Origin of the sequence: Streptomyces sp. NPDC019443 (genome assembly GCF_044389785.1) — a bacterium.
Lineage (GTDB): Bacteria > Actinomycetota > Actinomycetes > Streptomycetales > Streptomycetaceae > Streptomyces.
Genome location: NZ_JBIRYJ010000002.1, coordinates 395043 through 410985 on the forward strand (window position 1 = coordinate 395043; position 15943 = coordinate 410985).

Annotated in this window: 9 protein-coding genes; 3 read left to right on the top strand and 6 right to left on the bottom strand. The window is 71.4% G+C overall.

Features of this window, described 5'->3' with window-relative positions; translation table 11 throughout:
- Position 1 precedes the first annotated feature (1 nt).
- A complete protein-coding gene (locus tag ACH492_RS08045; protein ID WP_398984804.1) occupies positions 2–3253 on the top strand; it encodes an SAV_2336 N-terminal domain-related protein in 3252 nt (1083 codons plus the stop codon).
- 108 nt (positions 3254–3361) lie between these two features.
- Here ACH492_RS08045 and ACH492_RS08050 read toward each other — a convergent pair whose 3' ends face one another.
- The 4 genes from ACH492_RS08050 to ACH492_RS08065 all read right to left on the bottom strand — a co-directional run bounded on the left by ACH492_RS08050 (position 3362) and on the right by ACH492_RS08065 (position 10186).
- Positions 3362–7255 carry a multifunctional oxoglutarate decarboxylase/oxoglutarate dehydrogenase thiamine pyrophosphate-binding subunit/dihydrolipoyllysine-residue succinyltransferase subunit gene (locus ACH492_RS08050; RefSeq protein ID WP_398983993.1) on the bottom strand — a complete coding sequence of 1298 codons (3894 nt, stop codon included), beginning with the start codon at positions 7253–7255 and terminating at the stop codon, positions 3362–3364.
- A gap of 300 nt (positions 7256–7555) precedes the next feature.
- The gene (locus tag ACH492_RS08055) at positions 7556–8677 is read right to left on the bottom strand and encodes an ATP-binding protein (RefSeq protein ID WP_398983995.1); all 1122 of its coding nucleotides are present in this window, start codon (positions 8675–8677) and stop codon (positions 7556–7558) included.
- A complete protein-coding gene (locus ACH492_RS08060) occupies positions 8674–9411 on the bottom strand; it encodes a response regulator transcription factor (RefSeq protein WP_307661179.1) in 738 nt (245 codons plus the stop codon). The genes ACH492_RS08055 and ACH492_RS08060 overlap by 4 nt, the downstream gene beginning before the upstream one ends.
- Before the next feature lie 91 nt (positions 9412–9502).
- Complete coding sequence (locus ACH492_RS08065; protein ID WP_398983999.1) at positions 9503–10186, bottom strand: spermidine synthase; 684 nt, start codon at positions 10184–10186, stop codon at positions 9503–9505.
- Between the two features lie 418 nt (positions 10187–10604).
- On the opposite strand from ACH492_RS08065, the gene ACH492_RS08070 reads away from it, so the two are divergent.
- Positions 10605–11285, top strand: coding sequence for a rhomboid-like protein (locus tag ACH492_RS08070; RefSeq protein WP_398984001.1), 681 nt, complete (start codon positions 10605–10607; stop codon positions 11283–11285).
- A 136-nt stretch (positions 11286–11421) separates the two neighbouring features.
- Positions 11422–13863, top strand: a complete 2442-nt coding sequence (lon, locus tag ACH492_RS08075; RefSeq protein WP_398984003.1) for an endopeptidase La — start codon at positions 11422–11424, stop codon at positions 13861–13863.
- Between the two features lie 123 nt (positions 13864–13986).
- On the opposite strand, the gene ACH492_RS08080 is transcribed toward lon, so the two are convergent.
- Both ACH492_RS08080 and ACH492_RS08085 read right to left on the bottom strand, forming a co-directional pair.
- A complete protein-coding gene (locus ACH492_RS08080; RefSeq protein ID WP_398984006.1) occupies positions 13987–14868 on the bottom strand; it encodes a trypsin-like serine peptidase in 882 nt (293 codons plus the stop codon).
- 26 nt (positions 14869–14894) lie between these two features.
- On the bottom strand, positions 14895–15905 hold the full coding sequence (locus ACH492_RS08085; RefSeq protein WP_398984008.1) for a helix-turn-helix domain-containing protein: 1011 nt from the start codon (positions 15903–15905) through the stop codon (positions 14895–14897).
- Positions 15906–15943: the final 38 nt, after the last annotated feature.

The following is a 15943-nucleotide window of genomic DNA, read 5'->3' on the forward strand; positions in this document are numbered from 1 at the left end:
AATGAGCCCGGCCGTCCCGCCCTCCGCACTGACCGCACTGGTCACGCGGCTGCGCGAGGCGGAACTGAAACCCACCGCCGAGGAGTTGGCGGACGCCCTGTGGCTCTCCCGGCATGTGCCCGCGGCCGCATCCCGGCGGCCGGCCCCCGCATCCGCGGGGACGGCCGGGGCGCAGCCCGCGGACCGTCCGGCCGTGGAGGTCACGGAGCAGCCCGCGCCCTCGCCGCTGCGGGCGGGAGCGCCGCCGCGCCCCCGCGTCGACCTGTACGGGCCCGCGCAGGGCGAGGGCGCGCCCAACGGCGTACCGCCCGAAGGTATGCGCCGGGTGCCCGTCCCGGCCGCCGCCGCGCTGCCGGACGCGCTCGCCCTCCAGCGCTCTCTGCGGCCCCTTCAGCGGTACCGCCCGCCCATGCGACTGGTACGCCGCGAGCTCGACGAGGTCGCGACAGCGGACCGGGCCGCCGACACAGGTCTTGTGGTGCCGGTGCTGCGCACCGCCCGGCGGCGTGAGGCGCGGCTCGCCCTGGTCATGGACGTCTCCTCGTCGAATATCGTCTGGGACAAGGCACTTGACGAGCTGCGGCAGGTCTGCGAACGCGCCGGAGCGTTCCGCGAGGTCGCCGTGCACCACCTGAGCGAGGACGCGCCGACGCCCGCCCAGCTCGGCGACCCCACCGGGCGGCAGCTGACCGTGGTGCTCAGCGACTGCGCGGGCCCCATGTGGCGCAGCGGCCGTATGCAGCGCCTGCTGTACACCTGGGCGTCGACCGCGCCGGTCGCCGTCGTGCAGCCGCTGCCGCAGCGGATGTGGAGGCGTACGCATCTGCCCGCGCGGCCGGGTCTGCTGCGGCGGCGCGAAGGACCGGCGGGGCGGCTGGAGTTCACCCCGCACCTCGGCGGCCTCGAGCGGGGTATCCCGGTTCCGGTGCTCGCGCTGCGCCGCTCCTCGTTCGAGGCCTGGACCCGACTGGTGGCGGGCGCGACCGGGCAGTCGCTGAACGCCGCCGCGGCGCTGGTGAGAGCCCGCCACGAACCCGCCTCCGGCCGGTCCCGTACCGCACTGGACATCGACGCAACGGCGCGGGTACGGGCCTTCCGCCGGACCGCGTCGCCCGCCGCCGCGCAGCTCGCGGTCTATCTGTCGGCGGTCCCGCTGGTGCTCCCGGTGATGCAGCTCGTCCAGCGCGCCATGCTGGTGCGCAGTGGCCCCGACGTACTTGCCGAGGTGCTGCTCAGCGGCCTGCTGCGGCGGGACGACGAAGGACCGGGCGACCGGGAGGGCGGACCTTCGTACGTCTTCCTGGACGGGGTGCGCGAGGAGCTGCTGGGCCAACTGGGTGCGAGCAGCGCCGCGTTGGTTCTCAAGCACTGCTCCGAGTACGTCGAGACGCGCTACGGGCGTACGGTACGCAACTTCCCCGCCATGGCCGCCGCCTTCCTCGCCGGGTCGGTCGACCCGCACCCGGTGGCATCCGGCAGCCCCGACAACCGCAGCCAGACGGCCTTCGCGCAGATCTCCGCCCAGGTGCTGCGCAGACTCGGCGGCCCCGAACCGGCCTCGCCCCCCGGCGGCCTGCCGCGACAGGGCCCGGCGGGTCTGCTGGCGCAGGCCCGCGCCTGTCTGGCGCACTTCGGCGAGTACGGCACCGTACGCGATCTGGACGCGGCGATCAGGCTGCTCGGCTCGGCCACCCAGGCAGAGCGTCGCACCGCAGAACGAGCCGTGCTGTACGGCGAGTTGGCCGAGGCGCTGCTGCGGCGCTGGCTGGTGCGTCCGCTGCCCGAGGACCTGCGCGAGGCGCTGGACGCCGCGCAGAACGCGCTCACCGGGAAGCCACAGGCGCATCTCACGCTGGCGCACGTCCTCGAGGCGATGGCGGACGAGGTGGATGAGGGCAGGCTGAGCCCCGGGCTGATGCCGGAGTGGGTACGGGTCCAGGCGGCCGCGGGCCCCGACGACGCCGGCCTGGTGGCGTCGATCCTGCTTTCGACCGCGGACGTCAGCCTCGCCGAACTGATCGAAGCCCCGCCGCGGCCGGACGGCCCGGGCGGGCTCGGCAAGGCAGCGGCGGCGGCCAGGATCCGGGTGCTGCGGCGGCTGGCCGTGACCGGCGCTCCGTACGCGCTGCGCGGTCCGGTCCGCCCCGAGGACTGGTTCACCGAGACGCTGCACATCGCCCTCGGCGTCGTACAACTGCTGCTGGCCGACGAGCGCCGGGAGTCCGCACTGCTCATCAAGGGCGGACTGCTCCTCGAACTGGCCCGCCACTACCGGGGCGAGGGGCCCGTCGCGCGGGCCGCCGACGAGGAGGACCTGATCGCCTCCCGCGCCTTCGCCGACCGGGCCGACAAGGATCTGCACGCCGGCATCGACGGGCTCGACTGGGACGCCGTCCCGCAGACGGAGCTCTGCCGTGCCTGGCTGGACTACGCCGACGCCATCGAGTTCGCCCACCAGTACCCCGACGACGACGCCAGACTGCGCATCCTCCAGGCTCTCGACCAGGCGCGTCGCTACGTCGGCAAGGACGAGGAGGCACAGGCCGACATCCTGCTGCGGATGGCCCGCGTCCTGGAGCAGCGCTATGTGTCCACCGGCGGCTGGGCGCACCGCGACTCGGCGATCGCGGCCTGGACCGAGGCCGTGCCGCTGCTGCCCTGGCACGACCCCGGCCGCGCCGTCGTGCTCACCTCGCTCGGCAGGCAGCTGACCGAACGCGGCGTGGACAAGGAGTCGCCCGCCGATGTGCACTCGGCCGTGCGTGCCCTGCGCGGGGCGATCGACGAGACACCGTCCGCCGATCCCGAACTCCCGCGCCGCAGGGCCCTGCTGGGCCACGCCTACATCGAGAGCTTCCGGGCCGAGCAGACCGTCGCCGATCTCCACGAGGCGGACTGGGCACTGGGCGCCGCCGCCCGCGCGGCCGCCGACCCCGAACTGACCGCGTACGCCTGGTGGTACCGCGCCGTGGCCGCCGCCCTGCTGGCCCAGCGCACCGCATCCCACCCGAAGCTGCAGGACGCCGCGTCCCACTACCGCCACGCCGCTGCCCAGTCCGGAACCGGCGACCTGCTGGACCGCGCGGCCACCGCCCAGTGGATGCGAGCCACTCGTCTGGAACGTACGGCGGGCTTTGAGCGCGCCCTGGAGGAACACCGGGCCGTGCTGTCCATGCTGTCCGCCGCGGGTGCGTCCGACTCGGAGGCGGCGAGCCTCATCCGCCACGAGATCGCCAGACTCGAAGAGGCCTGAACAGGCCGAAGAGCCGAAGGGCCTGAACAGCCGAAGGCGCCTGAACAGCCCGAAGGGCCCTGTCCCGCGCGGTGTGCGCGGGACAGGGCCCTCCGGTTCGTACGACGGTCAGGCCTCGAAGACCTCGTTGAGCAGCTGCTGCTGCTCCGCCTGGTGACGCTTGGCCGAGCCGACAGCCGGCGACGAGCCGTGCGGCCGCGAGATGCGGCGCAGGCGCTCGGCGCCCGGGATGTCCGCGCCGACGGCCAGGTCCAGGTGGTCGATCAGGTTCAGCGCGATGAACGGCCACGCACCCTGGTTCGCCGGCTCCTCCTGCGTCCAGAGGTACTTCTCGGCGTTCGGGAACTTGGCGATCTCCGCCTGGAGCTCGGCGCCCGGCAGCGGGTACAGACGCTCGAGACGGATGATCGCGGTGTCCGTGTTGCCGCGCTTGATCCGCTCGGCGTCCAGGTCGTAGTAGACCTTGCCGGTGCAGAAGACGACCTTGCGGATCGCGTTCGGGTCCACCTTGCCCGAATCAACCGCGGTGTCGCCGATCACCGGGCGGAAGCCGCCGTTGGTGAACTCCTCCGACTTCGACGCCGCCGCCTTCAGACGCAGCATCGACTTCGGGGTGAAGACGATCAGCGGCTTGTGGTGCGGGTTGTGGACCTGCCAGCGCAGCAGGTGGAAGTAGTTCGACGGCAGGGTCGGCATCGCGACCGTCATGTTGTTCTGCGCGCACATCTGCAGGAAGCGCTCAGGACGGGCGGACGAGTGGTCCGGGCCCTGGCCCTCGTAGCCGTGCGGCAGCAGCAGGGTCACACCGGAGGTCTGGCCCCACTTCTGCTCCGCCGAGGAGATGAACTCGTCGACGACGGTCTGCGCGCCGTTGACGAAGTCACCGAACTGCGCCTCCCACATGACCAGCGCGTCCGGGCGGGCGAGGGAGTAGCCGTACTCGAAGCCCATCGCCGCGTACTCGCTCAGCAGCGAGTCGTAGACGTTGAAACGGGCCTGGTCCTCGGAGAGGTACTGCAGCGGGGTGTAGTCCTCGCCGGTCTCCTGGTCCACCAGCACCGCGTGGCGCTGGCCGAATGTGCCACGGCGGGTGTCCTGGCCGGAGAGCCGGACCGGGGTGCCCTCCATCAGCAGCGAGCCGATGGCGAGGGTCTCGCCCATGCCCCAGTCGATCGTGCCGTCCTCCACCGAGGCCGCACGCCGCTGGAGCTGCGGCAGCAGACGCGGGTGGACGGTGACGTAGTCGGGGATGTTCACCTGGGACTCGGCGATCCGCTTCACGATCTCCTGGGAGACCGCGGTGGTGACGGCCACCGGGAACTCGGGCTGCGGTTCCGGGACATGCGCCGGGGCCGGGTGGCTGGTGGCCTCGCGCACTTCCGCGAAGACCTTCTCCAGCTGGCCCTGGAAGTCCTGGAGCGCCTGCTCCGCCTCTTCCAGCGTGATGTCGCCGCGACCGATCAGCGACTCGGTGTACAGCTTGCGCACCGAGCGCTTCTTGTCGATCAGGTTGTACATCTGCGGGTTGGTGAACTGCGGGTTGTCGCCCTCGTTGTGACCGCGGCGGCGGTAGCAGATGAGGTCGATCACGACGTCCTTGTTGAACGTCTGCCGGAACTCGAAGGCGAGCCGCGCCACCCGGACCACGGCCTCCGGGTCGTCGCCGTTCACATGGAAGATCGGCGCCTCGATCATGCGGGCCACGTCGGTCGCGTACATCGACGAACGCGACGACTCCGGGGCGGCCGTGAAGCCGACCTGGTTGTTGATGACGATGTGGACCGTGCCGCCGGTGCGGTAGCCGCGCAGCTGCGACATGTTCAGCGTCTCGGCGACGACACCCTGGCCGGCGAAGGCCGCGTCACCGTGCAGGGCGACAGGCAGGACCGTGAAGTCCGTGCCGCCCTTGTTGATGACGTCCTGCTTGGCGCGCGCGACACCCTCCAGGACCGGGTCGACCGCCTCCAGGTGCGAGGGGTTGGCGACCAGCGAGACCTTGATCTGCTCGCCGTCCAGACCGGTGAAGGTGCCGTTGGCGCCCAGGTGGTACTTCACATCGCCGGAGCCGTGCATCGACTTCGGGTCGAGGTTGCCCTCGAACTCCCGGAAGATCTGCGCGTACGACTTGCCCACGATGTTCGCGAGGACGTTGAGGCGGCCGCGGTGGGCCATGCCGATGACGACCTCGTCCAGGCGCGACTCGGCAGCCGAGTCGATGACCGCGTCGAGCAGCGGGATGACGGACTCGCCGCCCTCCAGCGAGAACCGCTTCTGACCGACGTACTTGGTCTGCAGGAAGGTCTCGAAGGCCTCCGCCGCGTTGAGGCGGCGCAGGATCCGCAGCTGCTCCTCGCGCTCGGGCTTGGTGTGCCCGCGCTCGACGCGGTCCTGGATCCACTTGCGCTGCTTCGGGTCCTGGATGTGCATGAACTCGATGCCGGTGGTGCGGCAGTACGAGTCGCGCAGGACGCCCAGCACATCGCGCAGCTTCATCAGGGACTTGCCGGAGAAGCCGCCGACGGCGAACTCGCGCTCCAGGTCCCACAGCGTGAGGCCGTGCTCGGTGATGTCCAGGTCGGGGTGCTTGCGCTGGCGGTACTCCAGCGGGTCGGTGTCGGCCATGACATGGCCGCGGACCCGGTAGGAGTGGATCAGCTCGAAGACACGCGCCGCCTTGGTGACGTCGTCGTCGTGCGAGGCGTCGATGTCCTTGAGCCAGCGGACCGGCTCGTACGGAATGCGCAGCGCCTCGAAGATGTCGTCGTAGAAGCCGTTGTCGCCGAGGAGAAGGTTGGCGACGATCCGCAGGAACTCGCCGGAGGCGGCGCCCTGGATGACCCGGTGGTCGTACGTGCTGGTGAGGGTCATCACCTTGGCGACGCCCAGCTTGTTCAGGGTGTCCTGGGAGGTGCCCTGGAACTCCGCCGGGTAGTCCATGGAGCCGACGCCCATGATGACCGACTGTCCGGGCATCAGACGCGGCACGGAGTGGACCGTGCCGAGGCCGCCGGGGTTGGTCAGCGAGACGGTGACGCCGGTGAAGTCGTCCATCGTCAGCTTGTTGTTGCGCGCGCGCCGGACGATGTCCTCGTAGGCCTGCCAGAACTCGAAGAAGTTCATGGTCTCGGCCTTCTTGATGCCGGCGACGACCAGCTGGCGGTCGCCGTTCGGCTTCACCAGGTCGATGGCCAGACCGAAGTTGATGTGCTCCGGCCTCACGAGGGCCGGCTTGCCGTCCTTCTCCGTGTACGACCAGTTCATCGACGGCATGGCCTTGATGGCCTGCACCATCGCGTACCCGATGAGGTGCGTGAAGGAGACCTTCCCGCCGCGGGCGCGCTTGAGGTGGTTGTTGATGACGATGCGGTTGTCGAAGAGCAGCTTCACCGGGACGGCGCGCACGGACGTGGCCGTGGGCACCTCCAGCGAGGCGTTCATGTTCTTCGCGACCGCGGCGGCGGGGCCGCGCAGCGGGACGAGCTGGGGGCCCTCGGACGGGGCCGGTTCAGCTGCCTTGCCGGCGGCAGCCGCCGGCTTGGAGGTGACGGTGCCTGCGGCACCGGCGCTCGCGGCGGGCTTCGCCGGTGCGGCGGGGGCCGCGGCGGCCGGAGCGGCCTGCTGGGGCGCCGCGGGTGCGACTGCCGCGGGTGCGACTGGGGTGGCCGTACCGGCCGGCGTGCCCGCAGACGCTGCGGGAGCGCTCGGGGCGACGGCAGCCGGGGCCGCGGCGGTGGCACCCGCAGCCCCCGCGGCTGCGGCGCCGGCCTGCGAGGCGGGGGCTTCGCCCACCGGCTTCGCCCCTGCGGCGGCACCCGCGCCGCCCGGCTTGTAGTCGGCGAAGAAGTCCCACCAGGCACGGTCGACCGAACTGGGGTCCTGGAGGTACTGCTGGTAGATCTCGTCGACGAGCCACTCATTGGGACCGAACGCGGCGGCAGGGTTCTTGCCCTGCCGGCCTTGGTCGGCCGAGATGCTCGAGTTACTGGGGGACTGAGACGACACGGCGGCAACCGCCCTCTTCCGCTTCACAAGGTGATGGACAGCGGAAATAAAGGCTACGCCTCCCTGGCCGGGAGGTGCAGGCGGGGCGGGTCATCGTCGCGCAAGTCACACCTGAAGGCGGGTTTCGGGGCTGGGAATGGCGGGAAACAAGCGTGGTTCCGCTTCCCCGGGGGCAAGCTCGGGTACGCCACACCGCGGCCGCAGCCCGGTCGGCTCGTACCCTCGACGGCGTACGGCCTTGTTCCGGCCACGTCCTCACTACGCACACGCAGAACGCGCGCTTCCGGTTCGAACCTTACGTCAACCGCGTGCCGAAGGGATCCCCGGAAGGGTGACCTGGATCCGGCATCCCCGGGACGATTCGGCCACCCCGATGCGCCCGCCGTGCAGATCGACCGCCCAGCGCGCGATCGCCAGGCCCAGGCCCGTGCCGCCGTCGCTGCCCTTGCCGTGCGGGGACGGGACGCTGCCCCGGTTGAAGCGCTCGAAGACCCGGTGCCGCTCCGGCTCCGGGATGCCCGGGCCTTCGTCGAGGACTTCCAGGTCGAGGGACTCCGGCTGCGGGCCGCGGCGGGCGCGTACCGTCACGCGGCCGTGCGGCGGCGAGTGCTTGACCGCGTTGTCGATCAGATTGGCGACCACCTGGTGCAGCCGCTCCGCGTCCGCGTGCGCGGTCAGCTCCGGCGGCGACACATCCAGGTGCAGATGCACGTCGGTACGGGTGTGGTTGCCCGACCCGGAGGTCAGACCGCGCTGGATCGCGGCCAGATTGGCCTCCTTCAGCACCCCGGAGAGGTACGGCCACACCTCGAATCGGCGGGCCTTGAGCGGTACGACGCCGTTGTCGAGCCGGGACAGGTCGAGCAGCGTCTCGACCAGGCGGCCCAGGCGCTCCGTCTGCTTGAGCGCCGTGCGCATCGTCTCCGGGTCGGCGGCGGAGACCCCGTCGACGACGTTCTCCAGCACGGCGCGCAGCGCGGCGATCGGGGTGCGCAGCTCGTGCGAGACATTGGCGACCAGCTCCTTGCGGTGCTGGTCCACGGCTTCCAGATCGTCGGCCATGCGGTTGATGGTGGAGGCGAGGTCGCCGAGCTCGTCACGGCGGTCGGCGCCGCGCACCCGGCGGGTGTAGTCGCCGTGCGATATGCCTTTGGCCACGGTGTTCATCTCGTCCAGCGGCGCGGTCAGTCCGTGCGCCACGAACTGGGTGATCAGCAAGGTCGCGATCACCGAGAAGACGGTGATGAAGCGGACCTCGGTCTGGGTGCGCAGGGCGACCAGCAGCAGGCCCGTGGTGATGAAGACCGAGACGACGACCAGCGTCCCGAGCTTGGTCTTGATCGAGATCGCGATGGAGGCGGACCGCGGCCGGCTCCGCCGGCCGCCGCGGCCGGGCGGCCGGTCCCAGCGCCGCCGTCTCATGGAGCCGGCGTCTCCAGCGCGTAGCCGACGCCGTGGACGGTACGGATGCGCTCGGCGCCGATCTTCCGGCGCAGGGCCTTGATGTGGCTGTCGACGGTGCGGGTGCCGGACGCGTCGGCCCAGTCCCACACCTCCGCGAGCAGTTGCTCACGGGACAGGACGGCGCGCGGCGTGTTCGCCAGGCAGACCAGCAGGTCGAACTCGGTCGGCGTGAGATGTACGTCCTCGCCGCGCACCCGGACCCGGCGCTGGGCGTGGTCGATCTCCAGCTCGCCCAGGCGCAGGATCCCGCTGCGGGGAGTGACCGCGGCGAGGGCTGCCCGCTCCACGCGGCGCAGCAGCACATGCACCCGGGCCGCGAGCTCGCGCATCGAGAACGGCTTGGTCATGTAGTCGTCGGCGCCCACGCCGAGACCGACGAGCATGTCGGTCTCGTCGTCGCGCGCCGTGAGCATCAGCACCGGAACCGGGCGCTGCGCCTGGACGCGGCGGCAGACCTCCAGGCCGTCGAACCCCGGAAGCATCACATCGAGCACCATCAGATCGGGCTGCCAGGCCTCGGCGGCGTCGACGGCGGCCGGGCCGTCCAATGCCGTCTGGACCAGGAAGCCTTCCGCCCGCAGGCGGGCGGCGATGGCGTCGACGATCGTCGAGTCGTCCTCGACGACCAGCACCCGGCGCTGGGCGCCGGGTGTGGCCGCGACGCCGTTGTGCGTGGTGTGTGTCTGCTCCATCGCCCCGCCCCTGTACGCGTTCTCGCGAGCTGCATGCCGGTGTAGATCTCGTGTGTAGGTCAGCAGCGTAAAGGCAGTGAAGGTGTCCCGGCTACGCAGGGCGAACAGCGAGGTGGACCACGTCGGGTACGCCTCGGGCAACACGGATCTCTTCGGTGGTTACCCCGGTGAATCCGGCATTCCGCAACGCATCCTCAAAAGCCGGGGAGGGCTGCGCGGACCACACCGCGAGGATGCCGCCGGGCTCCAACCGGCCCTGGCAGGCGGCGAGTCCGGCCGGCGAGTAGAGGTTTTCGTTGTCGTCGGTGACGGTCCAGTCGGGTCCGTTGTCGATGTCCAGACAGAGAGCGTCGTAGCGGTCCGTGGTCGTTCGCAGGTACGCGACGAGGTCCGTGCGAAGGATCACGCTGCGGGGGTCGGCGAGCGCGTCGCCGGAGATCTGTCCGAGGGGACCGGTGCGATGCCAGTCGATGATCGCCTGCTCGCGCTCGACGACGGCGATGTGCCGCCAGCGGGGGTTGGCGGCGGCACGGGCGAGGGAGAAACCGACGCCGAGTCCGCCGATGAGGAGGGTGGGGTCGCTCTTTCCGGCGGCGGCGAGGGCTTCGTAGGCGGCGTCGACGAGCAGCCGCTCGGAGCGGCCGTCGGAAGTGTCCATCAGGAAGCACCCATTGGCGATGATCTCGTGATGCGCACCGCGCTGCCGGAGCACGACCTCCCCGTGGGGCCCCTCTCGCCGGTCGAGGATGACGGGTCCGTCGGCTTGGAGCGGCATGGCGGGTGACCTCCGGGTGACGGGTGCGGGGCGGACGCGTTGTCGGTGGTCATGGTGGCGGGGTGGGGCGAGCGGGACAAATGGTTTCGGCCAAGCGCGGCCCGGGTCTGCCGGGCCAGGGTCGGTCCGACGTGCTCGCGACGCCTGGAAACCTGTGAAGGTTGCCCCGTGTGGCGCACGTCATAGACGGGTGTGATGGTGATCGCGTTGGGTGGGGGCTTGTTCGGGGGCTTGACGAAAGGGGCCTCACGCGGTGCATCGGCCGACGACACGCGACCCGGCCACGGGCCAGGAACTGCTGAACGCCGTCCCGACTCAGCGGACATCAGCCGCGCCGGTTGTCACGGCTCCCGTGCAGGCCCCCGTCACGCCGGCAGCTGTCGCACCAGTAGTCGCACCGGCGGTGACGCCCGCCCCGATGCCCACCGCGACGCCCGCTCCGCCCGTGGGTCTCCCGGCCTGGCGGCGCGTGCTCCAGCTGCTGCCCACGCCCACCGGGACACCGTTCACCTTCTGCTATGTCCTCGTCCTGCTCACCACCTCGCTCTTCACGCAGTACGGAGACCCCGCGACCGTCTCCTCTCTGCTCCGCGGTTCCAGCACTGATGTCGCCCATTTGGCGGACAGCCCCCTGCTCGTTCTCGGCGCCAGCGCGCTGTGGGTCGCGGGCGACCTGCTGGGCCCGTACGCCATCGCCTTCTTCTTCACACTCACCGCGCTGGAACGCCGCATCGGAGGCTGGCGCACCGCCGGCGTCTTCCTGGCCGGCCACGTCGCGGCGACGCTGGCCACCGAGATCCCGGTCGGGGTCTCGGTGGTGGCCGGACATCTGCCCGCCACTTCGCTGCACCGTCTCGACTACGGCATCAGCTTCGGCCTGATGGCGAGCATCGGCGCCCTTGCCGGGCTGCTCAGCCCGGTGCTGCGCGCGACGCTGCTCGGCTTCGTCTCCCTGATGCTCCTCCAGGACCTGCTCGCCTTCGAGGACCCGCTCACCAACTGGGGCCATCCGCTTGCCCTGCTGGCCGGCATCGCCTGCTGGCCCGCGGTGCGCCGCTGGGCGCGGTGGCGGAACGGTTTCGCGCTCCGCGACCGGTAAGCATCAGCTCCCGCCCCTGCGCGCCCCTTGACCAGGCACGAGAGTCGATCGCTGACAGCGAACACCCCCTGGGAACATCTCCGCAGCGCTGTGCATTGAGTCCATACAGCTCAACTTCACTGCCTAAGGGGAGATAATGGCTTCGACGTCCACACCGCTCACCCTGCCCGTGCTGCCGCTCGACGACGAGGTCGTGCTGCCCGGAATGGTGGTGCCGCTCGACCTGTCCGACACCGACGTACGAGCCGCGGTGGAGGCCGCCCAGGCTGCCGCGCGTTCCAGTGGTGCCAGCAAGCCGACGGTGCTGCTTGTTCCGCGCGTCGACGGGACCTACGCCGCGACCGGCGTGCTCGGAACCGTGGAGCAGGTCGGCCGGCTCTCCGACGGAGACCCCGGCGCCCTCATCCGCGGCCGGGGCCGGGTGAGGATCGGCGCGGGGACCACGGGCCCCGGCGCCGCGCTCTGGGTCGAGGGGGCGCGCGTCGAGGAGATCGTGCCCGACCCTTCCCCTGGGCCCCAGGGGGCCCGGGGAGGCTCCATGCCCGGCTCGGTCACCGAGCTGGTCAAGGAGTACAAGGCGCTCGCCACCGACTGGCTGAAGAAGCGCGGCGCATGGCAGGTCGTGGACCGTGTCCAGCAGATCGACGACATCTCGCAACTGGCCGACAACTCCGGCTACTCGCCGTTCCTGTCCACCGCCCAGAAGATCGAGCTGCTCGAGACCGCCGACCCGGTGGCCCGCCTCAAGCTCGCCACCGAGCAGCTGCGTGAGCACCTCGCCGAGCAGGACGTCGCCGAGTCCATCGCCAAGGACGTCCAGGAGGGCGTCGACAAGCAGCAGCGCGAGTTCCTGCTGCGCCGTCAGCTCGAAGCCGTACGCAAGGAGCTGCGCGAGCTCAACGGCGAGGACGGCGAAGACGAGTCCGACGACTACCGGGCCCGCGTCGAGGCCGCCGACCTCCCCGAGAAGGTGCGCGAGGCCGCGCTCAAGGAGGTCGAGAAGCTGGAGCGGTCGAGCGACCAGAGCCCTGAGGGCTCCTGGATCCGCACGTGGCTCGACACCGTCCTCGAGCTGCCGTGGAACGAACGGACAGAGGACGAGTACGACATCCAGGGCGCCAAGGCGATCCTGGACGCCGAGCACTCCGGCCTGCAGGACGTGAAGGAACGGATCACCGAATACCTGGCGGTGCGCAAGCGGCGCGCCGACCGAGGGCTCGGCGTCGTCGGCGGACGGCGCGGTGGCGCGGTCCTGGCGCTCGTCGGCCCGCCCGGCGTCGGCAAGACCTCGCTCGGTGAGTCCGTCGCGCACGCGATGGGACGGAAGTTCGTCCGGGTCGCGCTCGGCGGCGTACGGGACGAGGCGGAGATCCGCGGACACCGGCGTACGTACGTGGGTGCTCTCCCCGGCCGGATCGTGCGGGCGATCAAGGAGGCCGGTTCGATGAACCCGGTCGTCCTGCTCGATGAGATCGACAAGGTCGGCTCGGACTTCCGGGGCGACCCTGCGGCCGCGCTGCTCGAAGTCCTGGACCCGGCGCAGAACCACACCTTCCGCGACCACTACCTGGAGGTCGAACTCGACCTGTCCGACGTGGTGTTCCTCGCCACGGCGAACGTCCTGGAGGCCATCCCGGAGGCCCTGCTCGACCGGATGGAGCTGGTCAGGCTCGACGGCTACACCGAGGACGAGAAGGTCGTCATCGCCCGGGACCACCTGCTGCCGCGCCAGCTGGAGCGGGCGGGTCTTGAGCCCGGCGAGGTCGTCCTGGAGGACTCGGCGCTGCGCAAGCTCGCGGGTGAGTACACCCGGGAGGCGGGCGTCCGTAACCTGGAGCGTTCGGTGGCCCGGCTGCTGCGCAAGGTGGCCGCCCAGCACGAACTGGGCGAGCGGGAGCTGCCGTTCACGGTCGGTGCCGAGCAGCTGCGCGGCCTGATCGGACGGCCGCACCACGTGCCCGAGTCCGCGCAGGACCCGGCCGAGCGCCGGACGGCCGTGCCCGGCGTGGCCACCGGCCTCGCGGTCACCGGCGCGGGCGGCGACGTGCTGTACGTCGAGGCGTCGCTGGCCGACCCGGAGACGGGCGCGGCGGGACTGACCCTCACCGGTCAGCTCGGCGACGTGATGAAGGAGTCCGCGCAGATCGCACTCTCCTTCCTCCGCTCGCACGGGGCCGAACTGGAGCTTCCGGTCGCCGACCTGAAGGACCGGGGCGCGCACATCCACTTCCCGGCGGGCGCGGTGCCGAAGGACGGGCCGAGCGCGGGCATCACGATGACGACGGCGCTCGCATCGCTGCTGAGTGGCCGTCAGGTGCGCACGGACGTCGCCATGACCGGCGAGGTCTCGCTGACCGGCCGCGTCCTGCCCATCGGCGGTCTGAAGCAGAAGCTGCTGGCCGCGCACCGGGCGGGCATCACGACCGTCGTGATCCCCAAGCGGAACGAGGCGGACCTGGACGACGTCCCGGCGGAGATCCTCGACAAGCTGGAGGTGCACCCGGTGACGGATGTCCGCCAGGTGCTGGGGATCGCGCTCTCGCCGGCGGAGGTTCCGGTGGCTGCCGCGGCGGCCTGACCGGGGATGCGCTGTGGGCCCGGCGGTGTTCCGGCACTGCCGGGCCTTCGCGTTGTCCGGCCGCTGCCCTTTCCCGGCCGCGGCCCTTTATCCGGCCGCGGCCTCTTCTCCGGCCGCGGCCCTTTATCCGGCCCTGGCTTCGTCGTACAGCGCGCGGGCGCGGGCGTCGAAGAGGGCAGCTGTCGACTCGCTGTCCGTGTCGCCGCCGCTCAGTACGCCGATGAGCCTGCCCTGATGCCTGGCGTCCCGGTAGCCGGCGAGCCAGGGCCCGCCGCTGGTGCCTTCCCAGAAGCCCGCGCACTCCATGATCAGCGTCTTCGGCAGATCCGGGTCGGGGCGGGTGTCGGTGGTGCAGGCGACGGGGCGGTTGGTGGGGTTGTGATTCCGGTTCGGATACCCGACGACGGTGACCCGGCGCTCGGGCGGCGAGGCCCAGTCGGCGGTGGCGGCGCCGACGGCCTGCTGCACCTGACGACCCTTCGCGTCCGGCTTCAGCACGAGGAACGCGTAGTCGGCGGCATCCGCGTCGTCGTCGCCGTCCGTCCAGCGCTCGTCGACGTGGATGGCTCCGACCTTCCAGCGCCCGTACGGATACGTCCCCTTGCCCCTGCCCGAGAATCCGGGCGCGAACTCCAGCTCGCCCGGCCGGTACGCGTCCGCGCTGCCCGAGTCCTGGATGCAGTGCGCGGCGGTGGCGATGACATTGCCCCGGGGGCTGGCCACGACGCTCGCGGTGCAGAAGTGCTCGCCGTCCGGATCGATCAGCACCCCGACGGACGAGGCTCCGGCAAAGGTGGTGGCGGAGGCCCGCGGCGCGGGGGCGACGGCCCGCGCCTCGGCCGACCGGTCCGCCGCGGTGGCTTTCGGCGGCGCGGCGGAAGAGGTGGGCCCGGCGCACGCGGTCGCGGCAGTCAGCACGGCCACGGTGGTCAGCACGGCCATGGCGGGCCACACGAGCCCCCTGAACGTGCCGCTGGTTCTGTTCGTACGGCTGTGCCAACTCATCCGGACATCCTGCCCGCTCGTGGCTTTCAGTCCAGCCAGCCCCGCAACGTCGCCTGCGCCCCCGCCTGGAAGCGCGTCTCCGCGCCCAGCGTCTCCAGCAGGTGGCTGATCCTCCGGCGTGCCGTGTGCACATGGACGCCCAGGCGGCGGGCGATCGCCTCGTCCTTGAGGCCCGCCGCCAGCAGGCCGAGCAATTCCTTCTGGGCCTTCGGCAGCGCCGCGCACGCCCGGGCCGAGCCGCCCAGTGGCGTGGCATGGGCCCAGACCGTTTCGAACAGCGGCACCAGCGCGTTGCTCAGCAGCGAGTCGCCGATCACCAGTGCCGAGGCCTTCGGGTCCGCCGCTTCGGTCGGGGGGAGGAGGGTGATCCGGCGGTCAACCGCGATCAGTTTGGTGGGGACGGCCGTCGACACCCGTGCCCGCAGGCCCTGTTCGACGAGGCAGGTCACCGAGCGCATCCGGCCCGGGTAGGCGAGTCCGTCCCGGTCCAGGACGGTCCGCACCTGAACGCCCCGGTCGAGGAGCGCCTCGATGCCGAGACCCGGCTGCGCGGCGCTGCCGTCCCGCGGCCCCTTCACATACGGCGGGCGGTCCAGGATCGCCACCTCCCGTTCCGCCGACGCCAGCAGGTACTCCGCCCGTTCGCCGATCGCCCGTGGGCCCGTCACTACCTCGATGCCGCCGTCGGGCGCGCAGGGTGACCCGGACATCAGCCGGCCCGCCAGCCGGTCCGCGGTCATCCGTAATCGCTCCAACTCCGCGGACCGTAAGTGCAGTTCCGCCTGCCGGCGGTGGATGAGCGTACGGATCGCGGCGGCCGGAGCGGCCGGATGCGGCAGCCCGTCGCCGTCCCCGTCCGCGGGCAGCGCGAGGCCGTGCTCGACCAGATGGCCGAGCGCCCGGTCCAGCCGGTCCCGCGGCAGTCCCAGCAGTCGTGCCAACTCCTCGGCCCCAGCGGCCCGTTCCTTGAGCAGTGCCTCGTAAGCGCGCTCCTCGGCCTCCCCCAGGCCGAGGGTGTGCAATTCCCCCTCGGTCATGCATCGGATTCTCACTCCGCCTTCACGAGGCACACAAG